The 20,233-nt window shown below is 31.4% G+C and carries 19 protein-coding genes; 10 read left to right on the top strand and 9 right to left on the bottom strand.

What is annotated here, in order from left to right; translation table 11 throughout:
- Positions 1 to 2 precede the first annotated feature (2 nt).
- The 3 genes from GGR97_RS03040 to GGR97_RS03050 form a co-directional block, all read right to left on the bottom strand.
- On the bottom strand, positions 3 to 1,523 hold the full coding sequence (locus tag GGR97_RS03040; protein WP_167896949.1) for a GH3 family domain-containing protein: 1,521 nt from the start codon (positions 1,521 to 1,523) through the stop codon (positions 3 to 5).
- A gap of 34 nt (positions 1,524 to 1,557) precedes the next feature.
- Positions 1,558 to 2,070, bottom strand: a complete 513-nt coding sequence (locus GGR97_RS03045; protein WP_167896950.1) for a Dps family protein — start codon at positions 2,068 to 2,070, stop codon at positions 1,558 to 1,560.
- A 129-nt stretch (positions 2,071 to 2,199) separates the two neighbouring features.
- Positions 2,200 to 2,889 (bottom strand): Crp/Fnr family transcriptional regulator, encoded by a 690-nt coding sequence (locus GGR97_RS03050; RefSeq protein WP_245229440.1) that lies wholly within the window; start codon positions 2,887 to 2,889, stop codon positions 2,200 to 2,202.
- 137 nt (positions 2,890 to 3,026) lie between these two features.
- On the opposite strand from GGR97_RS03050, the gene GGR97_RS03055 reads away from it, so the two are divergent.
- Complete coding sequence (locus GGR97_RS03055; protein ID WP_167896951.1) at positions 3,027 to 5,387, top strand: heavy metal translocating P-type ATPase; 2,361 nt, start codon at positions 3,027 to 3,029, stop codon at positions 5,385 to 5,387.
- Position 5,388: 1 nt separating this feature from the next.
- Here the strand turns inward: GGR97_RS03055 and GGR97_RS03060 are convergent, their stop codons facing one another.
- Positions 5,389 to 5,994, bottom strand: a complete 606-nt coding sequence (locus GGR97_RS03060; protein ID WP_167896952.1) for an MCP four helix bundle domain-containing protein — start codon at positions 5,992 to 5,994, stop codon at positions 5,389 to 5,391.
- 263 nt (positions 5,995 to 6,257) lie between these two features.
- Between GGR97_RS03060 and ccoS the strand changes: the two genes are divergently transcribed.
- From ccoS to GGR97_RS03095, 7 genes are read left to right on the top strand one after another with little or no spacing between them, the layout of a single operon-like run.
- Complete coding sequence (gene ccoS / locus GGR97_RS03065; protein WP_167896953.1) at positions 6,258 to 6,416, top strand: cbb3-type cytochrome oxidase assembly protein CcoS; 159 nt, start codon at positions 6,258 to 6,260, stop codon at positions 6,414 to 6,416.
- 35 nt (positions 6,417 to 6,451) lie between these two features.
- Positions 6,452 to 8,623, top strand: a complete 2,172-nt coding sequence (gene ccoN / locus GGR97_RS03070) for a cytochrome-c oxidase, cbb3-type subunit I (RefSeq protein ID WP_167896954.1) — start codon at positions 6,452 to 6,454, stop codon at positions 8,621 to 8,623.
- Between the two features lies 1 nt (position 8,624).
- The gene (locus GGR97_RS03075; protein WP_167896955.1) at positions 8,625 to 8,789 is read left to right on the top strand and encodes a CcoQ/FixQ family Cbb3-type cytochrome c oxidase assembly chaperone; all 165 of its coding nucleotides are present in this window, start codon (positions 8,625 to 8,627) and stop codon (positions 8,787 to 8,789) included.
- An 11-nt stretch (positions 8,790 to 8,800) separates the two neighbouring features.
- Positions 8,801 to 9,661: a cbb3-type cytochrome c oxidase N-terminal domain-containing protein gene (locus GGR97_RS03080; RefSeq protein ID WP_245229441.1), complete on the top strand. Its 861-nt coding sequence runs from the start codon at positions 8,801 to 8,803 to the stop codon at positions 9,659 to 9,661.
- A gap of 13 nt (positions 9,662 to 9,674) precedes the next feature.
- Entirely contained in the window at positions 9,675 to 11,099 is a 1,425-nt protein-coding gene (gene ccoG, locus GGR97_RS03085; protein WP_167896956.1) for a cytochrome c oxidase accessory protein CcoG, read from the top strand.
- A 40-nt stretch (positions 11,100 to 11,139) separates the two neighbouring features.
- Entirely contained in the window at positions 11,140 to 11,592 is a 453-nt protein-coding gene (locus GGR97_RS03090) for a FixH family protein (RefSeq protein ID WP_167896957.1), read from the top strand.
- Positions 11,592 to 12,293 carry a sulfite exporter TauE/SafE family protein gene (locus GGR97_RS03095; RefSeq protein ID WP_167896958.1) on the top strand — a complete coding sequence of 234 codons (702 nt, stop codon included), beginning with the start codon at positions 11,592 to 11,594 and terminating at the stop codon, positions 12,291 to 12,293. Before GGR97_RS03090 ends, GGR97_RS03095 begins: the two co-directional genes overlap by 1 nt.
- 146 nt (positions 12,294 to 12,439) lie before the next feature.
- Here GGR97_RS03095 and hemN read toward each other — a convergent pair whose 3' ends face one another.
- The 4 genes from hemN to GGR97_RS03115 all read right to left on the bottom strand — a co-directional run bounded on the left by hemN (position 12,440) and on the right by GGR97_RS03115 (position 17,990).
- Positions 12,440 to 13,798, bottom strand: a complete 1,359-nt coding sequence (gene hemN, locus GGR97_RS03100) for an oxygen-independent coproporphyrinogen III oxidase (RefSeq protein WP_167896959.1) — start codon at positions 13,796 to 13,798, stop codon at positions 12,440 to 12,442.
- Positions 13,780 to 15,591 (bottom strand): hypothetical protein, encoded by a 1,812-nt coding sequence (locus GGR97_RS03105; protein ID WP_167896960.1) that lies wholly within the window; start codon positions 15,589 to 15,591, stop codon positions 13,780 to 13,782. Before GGR97_RS03105 ends, hemN begins: the two co-directional genes overlap by 19 nt.
- Before the next feature lie 141 nt (positions 15,592 to 15,732).
- Positions 15,733 to 16,539 (bottom strand): T9SS type A sorting domain-containing protein, encoded by an 807-nt coding sequence (locus GGR97_RS03110; protein WP_167896961.1) that lies wholly within the window; start codon positions 16,537 to 16,539, stop codon positions 15,733 to 15,735.
- A gap of 161 nt (positions 16,540 to 16,700) precedes the next feature.
- Entirely contained in the window at positions 16,701 to 17,990 is a 1,290-nt protein-coding gene (locus tag GGR97_RS03115; protein WP_167896962.1) for a T9SS type A sorting domain-containing protein, read from the bottom strand.
- Positions 17,991 to 18,158: 168 nt separating this feature from the next.
- Here GGR97_RS03115 and GGR97_RS03120 point away from each other — a divergent pair, with 168 nt between their 5' ends.
- Both GGR97_RS03120 and GGR97_RS03125 read left to right on the top strand, forming a co-directional pair.
- Positions 18,159 to 18,695 carry a YkgJ family cysteine cluster protein gene (locus GGR97_RS03120; RefSeq protein WP_167897039.1) on the top strand — a complete coding sequence of 179 codons (537 nt, stop codon included), beginning with the start codon at positions 18,159 to 18,161 and terminating at the stop codon, positions 18,693 to 18,695.
- A complete protein-coding gene (locus GGR97_RS03125; RefSeq protein WP_167896963.1) occupies positions 18,670 to 19,035 on the top strand; it encodes a hypothetical protein in 366 nt (121 codons plus the stop codon). Before GGR97_RS03120 ends, GGR97_RS03125 begins: the two co-directional genes overlap by 26 nt.
- On the opposite strand, the gene GGR97_RS03130 is transcribed toward GGR97_RS03125, so the two are convergent.
- Positions 19,032 to 20,228, bottom strand: coding sequence for an exo-beta-N-acetylmuramidase NamZ family protein (locus tag GGR97_RS03130; protein ID WP_167896964.1), 1,197 nt, complete (start codon positions 20,226 to 20,228; stop codon positions 19,032 to 19,034). The two genes, GGR97_RS03125 and GGR97_RS03130, sit on opposite strands and share 4 nt — an antisense overlap.
- Positions 20,229 to 20,233 lie beyond the last annotated feature (5 nt).

Consider the following 20,233-nt stretch of genomic DNA (forward strand, 5'->3'; position numbering starts at 1 on the left):
TTTTATTGATCTAGAAATTCTAAATAAGTCACTATTTTTTCCTCTTTCATAACTTTTGGAGTTTTTATTTGTCCTCCATTTTTCTTTTGAGCCTTTAAATAGTCGTGGTATTTTTCTTTGGTAATTACTCGTACCTCAATTCCTTTTAAGGCTTTACTTCTGGCTACTTTGTAGTTTTTATTGGCTTGTTGTAAAGCATCATCTAAAAAGTCTTTACAAGCTGTAGCATCTAATTGCTGATTGGTAACTAAAATCCATTGATGGTAATAGTCTTCTTCTTTTTTAAGAGCTCCAACAGTATATTCATTTATTTCCACATCAAAGTTTTTAGAAGCTTCTAAAATAGCTTTGTCTAATTTTTCTTCGCTTAATTGAGAACCTACTACATTTAAAAAGAACTTGGTTCTTCCTGTAATTTTTATTTCCTGATGCTCAAGGTCTGTAAATTCAATGGTATCACCTACCATATATCTCCATGTACCTGCACAAGTACTAACTAGTAAAGCATATTCCTTCCCTTTTTCTATCTGTCCAATATGTACAACTTTTGGTTTTTTTAACAAATTTCCGGTTTCATCAAATCCGTCCTTATCAAAAGGGATAAATTCAAAAAACAAATCATGATGCAATGCCAATTTCATACTCATGGTATTGGGTCTGGCGGTGTAGGCAAAAAAACCTTCGGAAGCTAAATAGGTATCTAGTACAAAAATTTCTTTTCCACAAATTTTTTCAAAAGAAGCTCTGTAGGTTTCAAAGGCAACTCCACCGGTAGAATACACACTAAAGTTTGGCCAAATATCGTGAATGGTATTTAGATTGTTTTTTTCTATAATAGCCTTTAATACTTCTAATATCCAAGAGGGAATTCCAGCAATGGCACCAATATCCCAATTGGGTGCTTCTATAGCAATTCTCTCTTTACGCATTTCCCAATCATCAATGGTAGCAATTTCTTTTCCCGGTCTGTAAAAAACATCATACCATTCAGGAAAGTTACTAACGTTAATACCGCTAATTTCTCCCTCTTTAAATCCGTTTTTATGAGTTTTTAGTTTGGCAGAACTACTCAACATAAAAATTTCTTTTTCAAAAACATCTGTAGGTAAATCAAAATTAGCCAAATCTTTAATCATAGAAGTTCCTACACTTCTTACAGAAGCTATATAGTCATTAGTAACCGGTATACGTTTACTTTTTTTACCTGTTGTACCGCTACTTTTTGCAAAAAAATTAGGTTTTCCTGGCCAAGTAATACTTGGGTTTATTTGTTGTTGTTTCCACCATTGTTGATTGATGGTTTTGTAATCAAAAATAGGAACGGTTTGTTGGTAGGTTTCTATAATATTGTCACTATCCAAAATTTTTAAAAAGTTGTAATACTTTCCAAAAGAAGTGTCTTGTGCGTTGGTTAATAACTTTCTAAGTTGTTCTTCTTGATGTTCATAGGCATTCTTAGTGTCAAAACTTAAAGTGTCTAAGGTATCAATAGTTGTTTTTATAATGCTTCCGAGAATTGCCATGCTGATTGGTTTTTAGATTAGTACATAAAAGTGTTTACGATAAAACACTTTTTTCATCTTTAAGAAAAGAAGTTAACATCCAGTGTGTTTTTTCCATGTTAAAAATAAATCCACTAATCATATCATCTGTACCTCTGTCATTAATGTTTTCGGCAGCATCAATTACTTGGTTCATTTGGTTTAATAAAATTTCAAAATCATTTAAAATTTCTCTAACCATTTCAGTGCCAGTTTGTGGAACTAAAACTTCTTTAATTTCAGATTCTTCTAAATATTCTTTTAATGTACCTGTTGGTTTTTTTCCAAACACTCTAATACGTTCTGCAACTTCATCAATATTTAATTTTACCACATTGTATTGTTCTTCAAATTTTTCGTGAATGTCAAAAAAATCTGGACCTACAACACTCCAGTGGAAGTTTCTTAATTTTTGATAATGTACGTGATAAGAGGCTAGTAATTTGTTAAGACTAGAAACAATTTCAGCTGTTTCTAAATGTGTGTATCCTAACTTTGCAAATGGTTTTGTTTTGTCTATTGAGTTCATCTTTTATGAGTTTTTACGATTAATAATTACTCAAAATTAAGACTTCAATAAGGTAATTGGGTTGAGCCAATCGACAAGGGATATTGATTAAAATCAATACAAGAAAAACAATAAAAATAGAAGCCGTTTTTATAGACCTTCTGCCAATCTTTTAAGTTCAATTTCGTTAAGAATGGTAATAGATTTTCCTGTTAAATCAATCAATCCATCTTTTTTAAATCCTGATAGAATTCGAATAGCAGATTCTGTAGCAGTTCCTACAGCACTTGCAATTTCTTTTCTACTTAACTGAATTTTAATAACTCCAGCTTCGGTACTTCCATAAGTATCTTTTAAGAAAATAATTAAGTCTGCCATACGTTGGTGTACAGTATTGGTAGATATGTTGGTAATTGCATTGTTGGCTTCTTTTAAATCGCTACAAACGGTTTTAAACATAGCTGTAGAAAACTTAGCGTTTTCGTCCAACGGTTTTTTAATTAATTCTTGAGGAATAAAACAAGCAGAAACATCGTTTAAAGCTGTAACTGTAATAGTGTTTGCTTCGTTGGTAATAGCAGAATGGTATCCTATTAAATCTCCCTTTTTGGTAAACTTTACAATTTGCTCTTTACCGTTTGCGTTTAGTTGAGAAGATTTACAAACTCCTTCTTTAATACAGTAAACACCTGTAACAAATTTACCTTCGCTAAAGATTACTTCTCCTTTTTTAAAAGTGTGTATATCTTTTGAGTCAGATATTTTTTTTAGTTCTTCTTTAGATAAAGCGTTTAAGTTGTTAAATTCTTTAATAAGGCATTGTTCACATCTACTCATCATAACAAAGGGGAATTAATACTAACAAATGTACTAAAATTAAGATAATAAACGAAGGTGTTAGATTTGTTTAATATGATATTAATCATTTAAAAAAACAGGATATTTGTAGAAGTTTGCAAAGATTAAAAAACAAAGAATTGAAGGAAGAAAATACATGTTATCACTGTGGTGATGAAGCCATAGAAGCTATTGTTTTGTTTGATGATAAAACCTTTTGTTGTAATGGTTGTAAAACGGTGTATCAAATTTTTAGTGATCACGACCTTTCTGATTATTACCATTTAGAAACATCTCCAGGAATTTCTCCGGATGCTATTAAAGGCAAGTATAGTTTTTTAAGCAATCCAACTATTGTAGATAAGCTTTTAGATTTTAAAGAAGAGGGTATAGAAATAGTTACCTTGTACATTCCACAAATACATTGTAGTTCTTGTGTTTGGGTTTTAGAAAATTTACAGAAACTACATGGTGGAATTGTAAATTCTAGAGTACACTTTTCTAAAAAAACAGTGCAGGTAACTTATAATAATCAACTCAACTTACAGCAATTGGTAGAGTTGTTAGCTACTATTGGTTACGATCCTTATATAAGTTTAGAAGATGGAGAAAAAAATAAACAAAGCAGTAAAACAAGTACTTATAAATTAGCTGTAGCAGGTTTTGCCTTTGGAAATACTATGTTTTTATCGTTTCCAGATTATTTTGGAAAACCCGATGCTTGGTTAACACATTACCAACCTTTGTTTTCTTTTTTAATGTTGTTATTTTCTTTGCCTGTAGTTTTTTATGCAGGAAACGATTATTTTATATCGGCCTACAAAGGATTGCGAAAAAAAATATTAAATATTGATGTACCTATTAGTATAGGAATTGTGGTGTTGTTTGGTAGAAGCTGTTATGAATATTTTACCCAAACAGGGCAGGGGTATTTTGATAGCTTGGCAGGATTGATTTTCTTTTTGTTATTAGGAAAGTTATTTCAGAAAAAGACCTACGATTTTTTATCTTTTGAAAGAGATTTTAAATCGTATTTCCCAATTGCCATTACCACTTTAGTAAATGGTGATGAGATAGTAGTTCCTGTAAACGAAATTAAAGTAAATGATATTTTATTAATTAGAAACGAAGAAATTATTCCTACCGATGGGATTATTTTAAAGGGGAAACCTTTGTTGGATTATAGTTTTGTAACTGGGGAGTCTAATTTAATTTCAAAACAATCAGGAGATAAAGTATTTGCAGGAGGTAAGCAACAAGGGGAATCCATTACGTTAGAAGTAACCAAAACAGTAGACCAGAGTTATTTAACCAAGTTGTGGAGTCAAAATTCTTATCATTCCTCTTCTACCTTAACCAATATAACAGACAAAGTAAGTCAGTATTTTACATGGGGTTTGCTGTTGGTTACTTTTGCTTCTGCACTTTTTTGGTTTTTTGTAGATGCTTCACAAATCATCAATGTAGTTTCGTCTATATTAATTGTAGCTTGTCCGTGTGCCTTGGCTTTGTCGGCACCCTTTGCAATGGGAAATATTTTACGTATTCTAGGAAAGCAAGGCTTCTATTTAAAAGATGCTTCGGTTATAGAAAGCATAGCGCATGTACAAACCTTGTTTTTTGATAAAACAGGAACATTAACTACAAGAAATAAACAAGATTTCACCTATAGTGGAGAGGAGTTATCTTGTGCTGAATTGTCTATGGTTAAATCGTTGGTTAGAAATTCAAACCATCCGCTAAGTAGGACCTTATTCAAAAAATTAAAAGCAGAAATTGTACCGCTACATAATTTTAAAGAACTAGAAGGAAATGGACTACAAGCTACTTTTGATGAGCTGCTTGTAAAAATAGGATCTGCCAATTATATTGGATCTACCTTGGCAGATCATGAAACCGAAAGCAGGGTATATGTGTCTATAAACAATAATGTAAAAGGATATTTTAAGTTTGGTAACCAGTACCGTACGAATATTTTAGACATGTTAACCATACTTTCTAAAAAGTATCAAATAAATATATTATCTGGAGATAATGATGCTGCTTTGCCTTATTTAAAAGAACAATTACCTACAGAAACTCAATATTATTTTCATCAATCTCCACATGATAAGTTAGCACATGTAAAACAATGTCAACAACAAGGAGAATCAGTATTAATGGTGGGTGATGGGTTAAACGATGCAGGAGCCTTACTACAAGCGCAAGTAGGTATTGCAGTAGCAGAAGATGTAAATGTATTTTCTCCTGCTAGTGATGCTATTATTGATGCTAAAAAACTCTCTCAACTACCTAATTTTATGAAACTGTGTAAGCAAAGTTTACAAGTTGTAAGAGTTAGTTTTTTATTATCAATACTTTACAATGTTGTTGGTTTGTATTTTGCCATTTCTGGAGTGTTAACACCGTTAATAGCAGCCATATTAATGCCTTTAAGTTCTATAACAATTGTAGTTTTTGTTACGGTTGCTACCAATGTAATGGGTAGAAAGGTATCTTAAATTACTGCTTTTTCTTTTTTTTAGGATCAGAAAAAATAATTATTTGGATTAAAATAGCCATTACAATTAAGAATATAATTTCAACTTGTGTAAACAAATTAATAGATTTCATAGTAGCATTACTCATAAAAACTTGCTGCTTTCCTTCGTTAAGTTGAATTTTAGATAAATGCTGCAATTTTAGCGTAATAACTTTAACACTCTTTAGTAACTCGTCTTTTTTAGAAACTTGAGAAGAAGCCTGTTGTTCTTCTAATTTTTGCAGATGCAGATATTCATCCTTAAAATTATTAAATATAGTATGTTCTTTATCTGTTAGTTTGGTTAACTCGTAGTTTAAAATGTACTCTTTTATTTTAAGATTTACTTCTTGATTTCTAGTATCAAAAAAAAGAGAATCAGCAGCAACCAATGCTACTTCTTTTTCATGAATTAACATTGCTATTTCAAAAAGTAAATCACTAGCAACAATTCTATCTTCATAAATTGTGGTTACTGATTTTTTAAGTTTGTTAAAGTTTTCTTTATCAACAAGATTTGTACTTAAAACAATTAAAAAAATCAACAGAATACTAGCAACTCTTTTTATTTTATGAATGATCATCATGCAGCTTATTTTTTATTTTAAAAATGTTAAAATTAGCCTAAATATATGTATTTAATATTTTTCTTAGGAATAATTTAATGAATATTTATAGTAGCTAGTTTTCTTTTGTTAGATACTCATAATTGTTGTGTTTTTAGGTGTTAAAGACTACTGTTTTAGATAAAGAAATAAAGTTAAACACTCTGTTAAAAATTCTTAAACCATGATAATAGTCATTTTTTGCTGAAACCTATCGCGATACTTTTGCTCTAAACTTAAGTATTATGGGAGTCATATACATTTTAATCATTGTTAGTCTTTTTGTTGCCATTGTTTTTTTAGGAGTTTTTTTCTTGGCTGTTAAAAACGGACAGTTTGAAGATAGCGAAACACCTGCAATGAGAATTTTGTTTAATGACGTTGTTGCTCGTAAGAAAGAGTAGAATTCCAACTAAAACAATAATTGAATAACTAATTTATGGAAAAAGAGCAATTTTATTATGACAACAAAGTCGTAAAGAAATTTATTTACGCAACAATGTTTTGGGGGCTCATAGGAATGTCTGTGGGACTTTTATTAGCTTTTATGTTTATTTTTCCAGAGCTTACACAAGGAATCTCTTGGTTAAGTTTTGGTAGATTAAGACCCTTACACACAAATGCTGTAATTTTTGCCTTTGTAGGAAATGCCATTTTTGCAGGGGTGTATTACTCGTTACAACGTTTGTTAAAAGCTAGAATGTATAGCGATTTACTAAGTAAGATTAACTTTTGGGGATGGCAAGCTATTATTGTAGCAGCAGCTATTACTTTACCTTTAGGTTTATCTACAAGTAAAGAGTATGCAGAACTAGAGTGGCCAATAGATATTGCTATTGCATTAATTTGGGTAGTATTTGGTATTAACATGATTGGTACCATTTTAAAAAGAAGAGAACGTCACTTATATGTAGCAATTTGGTTCTATTTAGGAACGTTTGTTACTGTAGCAGTATTACATATTTTTAATAGTTTGGCATTGCCTGTTACTTTTACTAAAAGTTATTCTGTATACGCTGGTGTACAAGATGCATTAGTACAATGGTGGTATGGTCACAATGCGGTTGCCTTTTTCTTAACAACTCCATTTTTAGGGTTAATGTATTATTTTGTACCTAAAGCAGCTAACAGACCTGTATACTCATACAGATTGTCTATTGTTCACTTTTGGTCTTTAATATTTATTTACATCTGGGCAGGACCTCACCACTTATTATATACAGCCTTACCAGATTGGGCTCAGAATTTAGGAGTTGCTTTTTCTGTAATGTTATTAGCTCCATCTTGGGGAGGTATGATCAACGGATTGTTAACCTTAAGAGGTGCTTGGGATAAAGTAAGAACAGATCCTGTTTTAAAATTTATGGTAGTTGCTATTACTGGATATGGTATGGCAACCTTTGAAGGGCCTATGCTATCTTTAAAAAGTATTAATGCCATAGCTCACTTTTCTGACTGGATTATTGCTCACGTACACGTTGGAGCTTTAGCTTGGAACGGGTTCTTAACTTTTGGGATGATTTACTGGTTAGTTCCCGTATTATTTAAAACAAAATTACATTCTATTAAAATGGCCAACCTACACTTTTGGTTGGGTACTTTAGGAATTATATTATATGCTTTCCCTATGTATGTTGCAGGATTTGTACAAGCATCTATGTGGAAACAATTTAATCCTGATGGAACTTTATTATATGGTAACTTTTTAGAAACAGTTACTCAAATTATTCCAATGTATTGGATGCGTGCTATTGGAGGTACCATGTATATTGTTGGAGCTATAGTAATGTTATTTAACTTAATTGCAACTATCAAAAAAGGATCTGAAGTAGAAGATGACTTTACAGAGGCTGCTCCATTACAAAGAATTACCAAAGGAAGATTGCTAGGAGAAACTTGGCACCAAAAATTAGAAAGAAAACCTGTACAGTTAACCATTTTAGCCACTGTAGCTATTTTAATTGGAGGTATTGTACAAATTATACCAACATTAATGGTAGAGTCTAACATTCCAACCATTAGTAGTGTAAAACCTTATACTCCTTTAGAATTAGAAGGTAGAGATTTATATATACGTGAAGGTTGTGTAGGATGTCACTCACAAATGGTTCGTCCGTTCCGTTCAGAAGTAGAACGTTATGGTGAATATTCTAAAGCAGGAGAATTTGTTTATGATCATCCATTCTTATGGGGATCTAAAAGAACAGGTCCAGATTTACATAGAGTAGGTATGAAATATTCTGACAGTTGGCACTTTAACCATATGTTAGATCCTCAAAGTACTTCGCCAGGTTCTATAATGCCACCTTATGCTTGGTTGTTAAAAAACAAGTTAGATAAGAGTGATACTGAGAAAAAGTTAAAAGTAATGGTAACACTAGGAGTGCCTTATTCTGAATACGAAATTGCCAATGCGCAAAAAAGTATGGATGCACAAGCAGATATAATTGCAGAGAACTTAACACAAGATCCATCTTTTGTAGATAGTTACGAAAGCGCTAAAGCTGATGCAAAAGCGGCAGGAAAAGAATTTGTGCCAATTCAGGAAAGAGAAATAGTAGCGTTAATTGCATACTTACAAAGATTAGGAACTGATATAAAAACAAAATAAGATGTTAAAATTTATCAAAAATCACATGGTAACCATTGATGGTATAGAAATATATCCAATGATTTCATTATCTATCTTTTTTGTATTCTTTACCCTTTTGTTTTTCTGGGTATTTAAAGCCAAAAAAGAGTATTTAAAAAAAGTTAGCAACTTACCATTTGAATAAAAGACAGCACTATGAACAAAAATAAACAAATAATAGGCTTTGTCATCCTGAGTCTTATTGTACTACTAGGATTAGAATGGATGATGCCCTCAGGAAACGGTTATTACTCGTTATTAGCACTAAAAATAACCTTATACTTACTTTTTGTAGGAGTGTTATTTAGTGTAAAATATGTAATCACTAAAATGAACAATCTGTATTTGTCTTTATCATCAGAAGAAGAGAAAAAACAGTTTTTTGAAGCACAGGAAGCTAATAAAATAGATTGGACAAGCTGGAAAAGTATTGTAAAAAACTTAGGAGGTGCTAAACCAATTGAAGAAGAAAGTACTATTGTGTTAGATCATGATTATGATGGTATTAAAGAATTAGATAACAATTTACCACCATGGTGGCTGTATGGTTTTTACATGAGTATTGTATTTGCTATTGGGTATTTAACTTATTACCATGTGTTAGATGGAGATACTCAAACAGATGAGTATTTACAAGAAGTTGCCATGGCAAAAAAACAAATTGCTGCTTATGAAGCTACTCAAGAAAAAGTAGATTTATCTGCACTAGCCACTGGAGGAGACAATGCAGAAGGTAAAAAGTTGTTTAAAAAGAACTGTGCTGTTTGTCACGCTGTAGATGGTGGTGGTAAAATTGGACCGAACTTAACAGATGAATATTGGATTTTAGGTGGAGGTATAGAAAATGTATACAATACAATTGCAGAAGGTGGTAGACCGGGGAAAGGTATGATTGCGTGGAAAAATAGTTTTAGTCCACAAAAATTACAACAGTTGGCAGCTTATGTAATTAACTTACAAGGTACTACTCCAGAGGCTCCAAAAGAGGCACAAGGAGATTTATATAAAGAAAAATAATAGTTGTTTTAGTATGGGAGTAGATAACAAAGAAGTTTTTAGAGATTCCATTTCTACGATTGATGAACAAGGAAAACGTTCATGGATCTATCCGAAGAAGCCAAAGGGGAAGTTTTATAATTATAGAACTTGGCTTAGTGTATTTCTGTTGACTATTTTGTTATCGGCTCCCTTTATAAAAATTAATGGAAATCAATTATTTCTGTTTAATGTAATAGAAAGAAAATTCAATATTTTAGGTTTTCCTTTCTGGCCACAAGATTTTTATCTGTTGGTAATTTCTATGTTAATAGGAGTGGTATTTATTACTCTTTTTACCGTAATCTATGGACGGGTGTTTTGTGGATGGGTTTGTCCGCAAACCATTTTTTTAGAAATGGTTTTTAGAAAAATAGATTATTGGATAGAAGGAGATAAGGGAGCTCAAAAACGATTGGCAAAACAAGAATGGAATGCTGATAAAATTAGAAAAAGAGTTAGTAAACACATTTTGTACTTACTAATTTCTTTTATTATTTCAAATGTGTTTTTAGCCTATGTTATAAGCAGTGATAAATTATTAAAAATTATAACAGAACCTATATCAGAACACATAGGAGGATTTATAAGTATTTGGATTTTTACAGGTGTTTTCTACTTTATATTTTCTTGGTTTAGAGAGCAGGTTTGTATTATAGCTTGTCCTTACGGAAGATTACAAGGGGTATTGTTAGATAACAAATCTATTATTGTTGCTTATGATTATATTAGAGGAGAGGCAACAAAAGGAAGAGCTAAATTTAGAAAAAATGAAAACAGAGCTGAAGAAGGAAAAGGAGATTGTATAGATTGCGATCAATGTGTTGAGGTTTGTCCTACAGGTATAGATATTAGAAATGGTACACAGTTAGAATGTGTAAACTGTACTGCTTGTATGGATGCCTGTGATTTTATGATGGTAAAAACCAATCAGCCTAAAGGATTAATTCGTTATGCTTCTGAGGAAAATATAGAAAAAAACGAACCTTTTGTTTTTAATTTAAGAATGAAAGCCTATACGGCTATTTTAACCATTTTAGTAATTGTGTTAATTAGTTTGTTAACTGTAAGAAGTAGTGTGCAGGCTAACTTTTTTAGAGTTCCTGGGGAATTGTATCAGGTTAAAGAAAACAAATCAATTAGTAATGTTTATACCTATAAATTGGTTAATAAAACTAGTTTAGATGTAGATTCATTATCCTTTAAATTACTATCACATCCTAAAGGGAAAATAGAATTGGTAGGTACCGATCATATTCTATTAAAAACACAAGCTATTTTTGAAGGGACTGTGTTTGTAGAAATTCCTAAAGCTGATTTAGAAGATAGTAACGAGACGATTAAAATTGGTATTTATAAAAATGGTGAAGAAATTACCTCTACCAAAACACATTTTTTAAGTCCTAAAAATGGTTGGTAAAGTAAAACCAACGTATTACAAATAACTAAAGAATTTAAAAATGAAAATAAATTGGGGAACAAGTATTGTACTAGCTTTTGTAGCTTTTATAGTCTTTATATTGTTTTTTGTGGTGAAGACTTTTACAGAACCCGCTTACGGTTTTGATTTGGTGTCTGATGCATATTATCAAGACGAGTTAGAGTTCCAGAAAACGATTGATAATTCTAAAAATGCAGATGAACTGGAGGGAAAAGTTCAGTTTGATAAAATTGAAGATGAATTTGTGATTACTATTCCCAATCAGAATAAGGATGTAATATATGGAAAAATTCAGTTTTACAGACCTTCTAATGAAAAATTAGACTTTAGTAAAACGATTGACTCTAAAGATAATCGTATTGTGTTTACAGCTAAAGAGTTGGTAAAAGGAAGATGGAATGTAATGATGACTTGGTCTTATGCTCAAAATCCATCAGAAGTATTTTATAAAAAAGAATCTATTTATTATTAATGTTTATATCTGCCTTTATATTTGGTTTGTTAAGTAGTCTGCACTGTGTTGGTATGTGCGGACCTATTGCGTTTGCATTACCTGTACATAAAGGGAGTACTAGTCAGAAATGGCAAAAAATACTAGCGTATCACTTAGGTAGGCTAGTTACGTATGCTGTTATAGGAGCTATTTTTGGTTTGTTTGGTAGAGCTTTTGTTCTAGCAGGTTTACAGCAGTTTTTATCTGTGTTAGCAGGTGCTGTATTAATTATAATAGCTTTATTTCAGAAAAGAATTTTAAATGCATTAGAACAAAAAACATCTTCAAAAGTTGTTGGGCTGATTAGAGAAGGGTATCAAAAAATAGCAAAATCTAGCAGTGTAGCTAATTTTTTTAGTTTAGGAGCTTTAAACGGATTGTTACCTTGTGGTACGGTGTATATAGCCTTAATAGGTGCTATTGCTACTCAAAATTTATGGTCTGGAAGCATTTATATGCTTGTGTTTGGGTTGGGAACGGTCCCGTTAATGATGGTTTTAATGGGAGCAAAAATATTAAGCACGGCTAAGTTTAGAACTGTTTTTAGAAAAGCAGTTCCGGTTATGTTACTAGTGGTAGGAGGATTGTTTATTTTAAGAGGTTTAGGTTTGGGAATAGCATTTGTATCTCCATCAGATTTAAGCTTGCATATACATTTAGTACCTGTCGGGTGTCATTAAATAGGTATTGGTTAAAAAAAGCTAGATTCTATTTCAATAGTAAAAAGAGTTAAGCTCTAGATCCGTTACTCCTTTTACATAAAACTACTTAACTTATCATAAAAAAGCCTTTCTAAGAAATTAGAAAGGCTTTTTTGTGAATTTGATTATACCGTTTTAGAAAACTGCATTTGTGCGTTAGGATTTAGATATTGATCTATAGCCATGCATATATTTCTTATAAAAGGTTTTCCTTTGGCAGTTACTTTTATTTGTGACTCGGAAACGGTAACTAAGCCGTCTTTTACTAACGGAAACATTTTTAAAGGAGCTTTTTCTAAGGCCTTACTGTGTAAAGTTTCATCATCCCATTTGGTTTCGTAATGGCACATTAAATTTAAAATATGCTGTCTAATAATTAAATCTTCATTGGTTAAAATATGACCTTTAGATATTGGAAATATTTGGTTGTTTACCAAAGATTGATATTCTTCTATGTTTTTTACATTCTGATAAAATGCATTCCAACTATCTCCAATAGAGGAGGTTCCTAAACCAATCATTACATCGGTTTTAGCATGGGTATAACCCATAAAGTTTCTATGTAGAGTTTTGTTTTCTAGTGCTTGATACAATGTGTCACCTGCCAAAGAAAAATGATCCATTCCAATGTTGTTGTATCCAAAATCTAACAATCTAGATTTTCCAATTTCATACATCATTAGTTTGTCTTTACCATCGGGTAAGTTTTCTTCAGAATATCCTCTTTGACCATTTCCTTTTAACCATGGCACATGTGCATAGCTGTAAAATGCAATTCTATCAGGAGCTAATTCTTTTGTTTTTTCAATGGTATACTCCACATTATCTATAGTTTGAAAAGGCAATCCGTAAATAATATCATGACCAATAGATGTATATCCAATTTCTCTAGCCAACTCAGTTACCTTTTTAACTTTTTCAAAAGGCTGAATTCTGTGAATGGCTTTCTGGATGGTTTCATTATAATCTTGCACTCCAAAAGAAACTCTTCTAAAACCTAAATTATACAATGTTTGTAAATGTTCTTTAGTGGTGTTGTTAGGATGTCCTTCAAAACTAAATTCGTAGTCTTCTGCTAAATGAGAAGTATTGATGATACAAGTTAACAAGTAATCTAAATTTTCTGGACTAAAAAAAGTTGGTGTTCCTCCACCAATATGTAGTTGTTTGATGATTGGTTTTTCATCAAACAAATTTAAGTACAAAGACCATTCTTTAAGTACTGCTTTTATGTATGGAGATTCTACATCGTGTCTTTTGGTAATACGCTTGTTGCAACCACAAAAAGTACACATACTTTCGCAAAACGGAAGGTGAATGTATAAACTGATTCCTTCTGTTTTGTTTGTTTTATTAAAAGTCTCCACAAGTTTACTTTTCCAAGTGCTTAATCTAAAATCTTCTACATTCCAATGCGGAACGGTAGGATAACTAGTATATCTAGGTCCAGGAACGTTGTATTTGTTTATAAGGTTAATGTCCATAGTTCTTTATTTTTTTCTTGTAGTTTTGTTTGTAATTGTAAAACTTGATGATGTTTTAACGTCAATTCATCTAAAATGGCTTGATTTTGTTCTACAACAATATTCCACTTAGTTTTAAATAGATTTTGGTAATAAGTAATTCCTTGTAATAAATTGTTAGAGAATCGGTTTAATGATTTTTCTTGTTGCTTGGTGATAGTTTCTGATATATCGGTTATTTGTTCTTTTAAATAGTCTACATACATACCTAACTCTTTCACAAACATGTGAGGTCTGTGATTGTTTTTTAGAATGTTTATTTTACCATAAATATGATCCATCATGCTAGATAAACTAACTTTTTCATCAAAATAAGCTAGGTTAGGACCAGGGCAAACAGATACTCCTGTACCTTCTGTTTTGGTGTTGATGTTGTATTTTAAAAGAGCGGTAGTTCCTAATCCTACACAAATACACGATTTTTCTGTAACCTTGTTTATTTCTTTAGAACGTTGGGTATCTGTTAAGGATTCGTTTTCTTCTAATTGCTGAATTTTTAAATATTGATATTCTCTAGAAGCAATACACAATCCTTCTTTTTTAAACTCGGTATTTAGTGCTACATGTCTTTTAGGACATGCACTACCAGGCCTCTTTTTTTGAATATTTTCTATTTTTTTATCGTCCTTAGTATTTCCTCTTAAGTTGTTAAAACGAATTCCCAAAGGAGAAATATTACTTAGGTATAAATCTTTTTCTTTAGCATTTGCTAGTTGCGATAGCGTATGTTCATCAACAGTAGTAGCTTCTGGAACTAATAAAAATGGAGTTCCCCAACCTACAGAGTCTAATTGATAATGTTCTAATAAAAATTGATGTTCTTCTGAAGTACCTACACCACCTTGTGCCGTAATTTTAAGTTTTGGTTTTGTATTGGCTACAATTCTTTCTTTAGCAATAATAGCTTTAGAGAATAATTCGTAAGTAGTGTTGTAAAGGTCTTCTTTGTTAGTTTTAAACTCTTCTAACACAGGTCCCATTAAAAAACCATCGGTAGCAAACGCATGCCCTCCACAGTTTAAACCAGATTCTATTCTGTATTCTGAAACCCATAAGCCTTTTTTAGCTAAGTATTTTCCTTGAATAATGGCAGAACGATAATCACTTACTTTTAAAATAATTTTCTTTTTAATGATTCCATTTTCATTTGGATAAAAATCATCAAAAGATTCTAGATAATTGTACAATCTAGGATTCATACCTGCAGAAAATACTATAGAAGATGCTAAGTCTGATTTTGCGTAACCTCTTAAAGCAGCGTGTGCATCGTTATACTCAACAGGTAATGCTTCTTTGTTGTAGTAATTTGTTTTGTCAACCTTCGTCATAATATTTACATCGATGGTTCCTTGAACTAAATTTTGTTGAATTAGTTCTCTTACTTCGTTAAGATCTGTACTGTTTTGTAATCTAAATTTAAGTTCTGAATTATAAGGTAAGTGTTTAATATAATCTCTTAGAGAATGACATTTTAAGGTACTAGTGCTTTTAAGCTTATGTATTTTTTCTTGAATTAAACTATTCATCATATTTAAATAAGCCGTAACTCTTAAAGCTCTATAATCAATAGTTTTGTCACTAATTTCTATGTATTTAATATTATTTAAGTCTGAATAGTATTTTCTAAGTTTCTCTAATAAAATATCATCTACTAAAGAAATTACTGAGTTTATTCCGTAAGCAGCAACTTTTAAAGGACTGTCTACTGTATAACCTATTCCCATTACAGGGATGTGAAAGGTGTGCTTTTCCATTATTTAAAAAATTGGATGTTATCTTACAAATGTAGAAGCAATCCAAGTAGCTAAAAATGATAATTGTCATTTGGGTATGAAAACAAAACAGCCGTTAAAAATGAATTTAACGGCTGTTGTAAATAAGTTAAAAAAGAGCACTTATTTTTTAATTACTTTTTTGATTAATTGATTTCCTGTTTGTAAGAAATAAATTCCTTGTGGTAAGTCAGAAATAGTAATGGTGTTAGCTGCTTTTACTGTTTTAACAACTTGTCCTAAAACATTAGAAATAGAAATATCTCCTGGTATATTACTGATATCAGAAATATTAATAATTCCTGTTGTAGGGTTTGGGTAAACTCCTACATTTTTAAAAGATGGAGAAGCGCTAGATAATGTTTCTGCAACACCTTGTTCAATATCATCAATGTAATAAACATCACCATCATAAGTACCTGTTGCGTTAAATTTAAAGTCAAGTCTTCCCATATAACCTGGTTCAGCTCCTGCTAGGGTTGTTCCATCCGATTTTGCTACTGCATTTGATAAGTCAAACTCTACTTCATACCAAGTGTTTAAAGTTAATCCAGTAAACGTTTGTTCTTCAGTAAGGTAGTTAGTACCTCCTAACCAAGGTTCTAATTGTATAGTTACAGAAGTCTCATTTACGGATAAAAATTTAAATTTGATAAAAGTTCCAGCAGCAGACCCATAAGTTCCTCCTGGATTATTTGCAGCAAGCCATCTCCATGATGGTGCTGTATCTGTTAGTGTAATTTCAAATGAGTTATCACTTGTGTTTAATCCTGCTTTTACTGGATTTGCTGTTTTTACACCTGTTGCTTGTGCAGCATCCCCAGTTCTTGTAGTAGGAGTTAATGTGGTTGTTTCAAAGTCCTGTGAGTATTGTCCATATGTAAATACTGTAGAAACAAGGGTTACGGCTAAAAGTAAATTTTTAATCATACTGTATGTTTTTATAATTAGTTAATTCTGTAAAATTATAATGTTGATGTATGATTTAGGGGGGTAAATCGCGAAACATTAGTAACAAATCGTTAATACATATAAAAACAGCCGTTAAAAATGAATTTAACGGCTGTTGTAAATAAGTTAAAAAAGAGTACTTATTTTTTAATTATTTTTTTAATTAATTGATTTCCTGTTTGTAAGAAATAAATTCCTTGTGGTAAGTCAGAAATAGTAATGGTGTTAGCTGCTTTTACTGTTTTTACAATTTGTCCTAAAACATTTACTATATAAATATTTCCTTGAATGTTACTAATATCAGAAATATTAATAATTCCAGTTGTAGGGTTTGGATACACTCCTACGTTTTTAAAAGATGGAGATGAACTATTTAAAGTAAGTAATGTTGGAGCAACTGTTTGCTTTATTTCATCAATATATCTTACTAATGGGCTAGCCTTACTTCTTCCTCCGTTATCGTACCAAAAATCAATACGGTTTATGTTATTTGTACTAATGTAACTAGATAAATCCCATTCTGCTGCAACCCAGGTTGTGGTATCTGTAGTTTCGTAGTTATAATCTATATTTGCAACAACAGTGCTTCCTGCTCTAAGTCTAAGTGTAAATGTTCCTGCTCCTGTTTCTCCAGGTAAAAATAATAAGGAAATATAATTACCGTTAGAAGGGTTTAAAGCTGTTCCTAAAGATAAGATAGGGTAATGGTAGTTTTCTGTAGTTCCACTTTCTGTTACTTTTAACACATTACTAGTTGAATTTCCAGTTGTACCTCCTGGTATTGCAACAACTTCAACCAATAAATTAGCATCATTTGCATTGTTTTGAGCAGCTAGTCCAGAGGGAGTTCCAGATTCAAAATCTTCTGCAAATGCAGGACCAGGTAAAGGAGTAGGAGTAGCGCTATCACTAAACTCTATTCTAGTGATTTGAATTTCATCTAAATCTGAACCTGAATTGCTTCTTCTTGGATATAAATGAAAAGCACCAATGGTACCTTGCCACCAATTAGAAGTAGTAAGATTCACCGTTTTAATTTCAAAGTCACTAGAGTTTAGATTGATAGCATTGTTGTTTCCACCAAAAGTCTGACCCTCAACACCACTATCATTACTAGCTTCAAATCTTAACTGGTCATTTCCATCATCAATACTATTGTCTCCTGCACCAGAGGTGGTTGATAAGTTTTTGTAGAAAAAATGAATGTATTTTTTTGTGTTTGCATCAACACCAAGAGTAGGGTTAGTAACTTTAGCTATACTAGTTCCATCTCCTGTAGGAGTAATAGATAAGTAACCATTAGCTACAACAGCAGTACAATTTACAGTTCCTGTAAATCCTTCAAAGTCACCATCAGTGTTAAAATCAAAAATTTGTGCAGCACATATGTTTGTAACAAGTGTAGCTGCTAAAAGTATTCTTTTTATCATAATATATTAATTTAGTTACTGTCAAAACTAGCTTAAGAGCGTTCTTGCTAAAGACACATATGTTTAATAGCATGTAACAAATGATTTTTTTATAGGTAGCTACTAATATTTGGGTTTTAAGCTAGTTTGTGTTTTTCAAAAATGTATTTTTGCGCTATGAGTAATAAGATGGAAGAAATAATTAAGGGCTTAGCAAATAAGGCTTTTAAAGCTAAAAAGGAAAACACGGCTTATTTTAAGCGCTTAAAAAAAAGAGCTCCTAAGAATATAGATTACATTGTTCAAGATTTGCACGACAAAGAATTTGAAAAAACAGATTGTTTAACATGTGCTAATTGTTGTAAAACTACAAGTCCTATGTTTTTTCATAAAGACATAGAAAGAGCAGCAAAGTTTTTAAGAATAAAAGAGCAAAAGTTTATGGACACGTATTTAGAGCGTGACGAAGACGATTGCTACGTATTAAAATCTGCTCCTTGTACTTTTTTAGATGAGAATGATAATACATGTATGATTTATGAAGCTAGACCTAAAGCTTGCGCAGAATATCCTCATACCAATAGAAAAAAGTTTACACAGCTTACAGATTTAACAATGAAGAATGCAGAAATATGTCCTGCAGCTTCTAATATTATTGATGCTTTAAAGTTAGCTGTTCCTATGAATAATGAGTCTACTAGTGAAAAGTTCAGAAAATACAGATAAAAAACGAATCCTTAGAGCTTCTAAGTTTTTTGGCTTTTGTTATGCTGATGAAGTGGCAGAAAAAGAATTTTTTGCCAAGAATTTTAGTGTGAGTTGTAAAGATACAGTTGCCGAGTTTTCTTTTGATTTGATGAGAGGTTTAGACATAGAACTGATAAAGTCAAATTTAAAAGACATTACTTTTTTTGAAATAGAAGATGTTTATCTAAAAAATAAAATCATTTCTTTTTTAACAGATTTTCCTCAGATAAAAAAACTAAACCTTAAAGTAGAAGGTAAACTTCAGGTGATTAAACACTTAAAGCTAACGCATAAAGGTTTTGTTATTAAGTTGGTTTAGTTATACATTAAATATTTTTGTCTAATTAGCTTAAAAGCTTCAAGATCTTTTTTCCAACTGTTTTCTATTTCTTTAGCAGTTAGTCCGTTTTTTAACTGTTGCTCTAAAAGAGTATCTCCTGCGTGAATGGTGAATGTTTTACCAAAAAAATCTTCTTTTTTAGGGTATTTGTTATATGCATCTACCAACCACTTTATATTTACTTTGTTTTGATGGAATTCTAAACTTAAATCTACACCATAACAAGTTTTATTTTGATCTTTAGGATATTTACTTCCAAAATTGGCTTTAGGAATATAAGTAAAATCAGCTTTTGGAAATAGAGAACTCCCATATCTCTGAAATTGAAATTCGGTTCCTCTACCAGCATTAATAGGAGTTCCCTCAAAAAAACCTAAACTAGGATATAAATTAATGGCTTGGTCATTAGGTAAGTTAGGAGAGGGTCTAATCGCTAAATGATACTTGCTTTGATGTGTATAGTTTTTTAACGGAATTACGGTTAAATCACATTGAATTCCATTTTTTAACCATTGTTCTCCATTAATCATTTTTGCATACTCTCCAATGGTCATTCCGTAGACCAAAGGAACAGGGTGTTTTCCTACAAAAGAACTGTGTTTTGGATTTAACATAGGACCATCAATATAATGGGCATTAGGATTCGGTCTGTCTAAAACGAATACAGGAATGTTATTTTCTGCACAAGCTTCTAATACGTAATGTAGTGTTGATATATAGGTGTAAAAACGAACTCCTACATCTTGAATATCAAAAATTACGATATCAATATTTTTTAAATCTGCAGCTGTTGGTTTTTTATGATTTCCGTACAAAGAAATAATAGGCAAGTTTGTTTTGGTGTCTATTCCGTTAGCAACATGCTCTGCAGCATCTGCTTTTCCTCTAAATCCATGTTCTGGAGAAAATACTTTCTGAATATTAATATTTCTTTTTAACAAAGAATCTACCAAATGGGTGTGTCCATTTTTATGAAAAATAACCGAAGTTTGATTGGCAACAATTCCAATTTTTTTCCCTTTTAAACTTGGCAAGTAACTTTCTGTATGGTTCGCAGCTTCAACAATAGGGGCAATGCTAGTTTTATTTTGAGCACTACAAGAGGATAAAAGTGTAAATGAGAAAAATACAAGAATTAAAAATGTATTTTTGACTACCAATTTAAAGGGCATAAGCA

The sequence above is a fragment of the Wenyingzhuangia aestuarii genome (assembly GCF_011927765.1).
In the GTDB taxonomy this organism is placed as follows: Bacteria; Bacteroidota; Bacteroidia; order Flavobacteriales; family Flavobacteriaceae; genus Wenyingzhuangia; species Wenyingzhuangia aestuarii.

What these genes read in the sequence shown, in the direction of transcription:
- GGR97_RS03130 (WP_167896964.1), bottom strand. Translation starts at nt 20,228, where the DNA reads ATGCCCTTTAAATTGGTAGTCAAAAATACATTTTTAATTCTTGTATTT.
- GGR97_RS03075 (WP_167896955.1), top strand. Translation starts at nt 8,625, where the DNA reads ATGTTAAAATTTATCAAAAATCACATGGTAACCATTGATGGTATAGAA.
- GGR97_RS03115 (WP_167896962.1), bottom strand. Translation starts at nt 17,990, where the DNA reads ATGATAAAAAGAATACTTTTAGCAGCTACACTTGTTACAAACATATGT.
- GGR97_RS03120 (WP_167897039.1), top strand. Translation starts at nt 18,159, where the DNA reads ATGGAAGAAATAATTAAGGGCTTAGCAAATAAGGCTTTTAAAGCTAAA.
- ccoG (WP_167896956.1), top strand. Translation starts at nt 9,675, where the DNA reads ATGGGAGTAGATAACAAAGAAGTTTTTAGAGATTCCATTTCTACGATT.
- GGR97_RS03050 (WP_245229440.1), bottom strand. Translation starts at nt 2,889, where the DNA reads ATGATGAGTAGATGTGAACAATGCCTTATTAAAGAATTTAACAACTTA.
- GGR97_RS03105 (WP_167896960.1), bottom strand. Translation starts at nt 15,591, where the DNA reads ATGGAAAAGCACACCTTTCACATCCCTGTAATGGGAATAGGTTATACA.
- GGR97_RS03045 (WP_167896950.1), bottom strand. Translation starts at nt 2,070, where the DNA reads ATGAACTCAATAGACAAAACAAAACCATTTGCAAAGTTAGGATACACA.
- GGR97_RS03080 (WP_245229441.1), top strand. Translation starts at nt 8,801, where the DNA reads ATGAACAAAAATAAACAAATAATAGGCTTTGTCATCCTGAGTCTTATT.
- GGR97_RS03095 (WP_167896958.1), top strand. Translation starts at nt 11,592, where the DNA reads ATGTTTATATCTGCCTTTATATTTGGTTTGTTAAGTAGTCTGCACTGT.
- hemN (WP_167896959.1), bottom strand. Translation starts at nt 13,798, where the DNA reads ATGGACATTAACCTTATAAACAAATACAACGTTCCTGGACCTAGATAT.
- ccoS (WP_167896953.1), top strand. Translation starts at nt 6,258, where the DNA reads ATGGGAGTCATATACATTTTAATCATTGTTAGTCTTTTTGTTGCCATT.
- GGR97_RS03110 (WP_167896961.1), bottom strand. Translation starts at nt 16,539, where the DNA reads ATGATTAAAAATTTACTTTTAGCCGTAACCCTTGTTTCTACAGTATTT.
- GGR97_RS03040 (WP_167896949.1), bottom strand. Translation starts at nt 1,523, where the DNA reads ATGGCAATTCTCGGAAGCATTATAAAAACAACTATTGATACCTTAGAC.
- GGR97_RS03090 (WP_167896957.1), top strand. Translation starts at nt 11,140, where the DNA reads ATGAAAATAAATTGGGGAACAAGTATTGTACTAGCTTTTGTAGCTTTT.
- ccoN (WP_167896954.1), top strand. Translation starts at nt 6,452, where the DNA reads ATGGAAAAAGAGCAATTTTATTATGACAACAAAGTCGTAAAGAAATTT.
- GGR97_RS03060 (WP_167896952.1), bottom strand. Translation starts at nt 5,994, where the DNA reads ATGATGATCATTCATAAAATAAAAAGAGTTGCTAGTATTCTGTTGATT.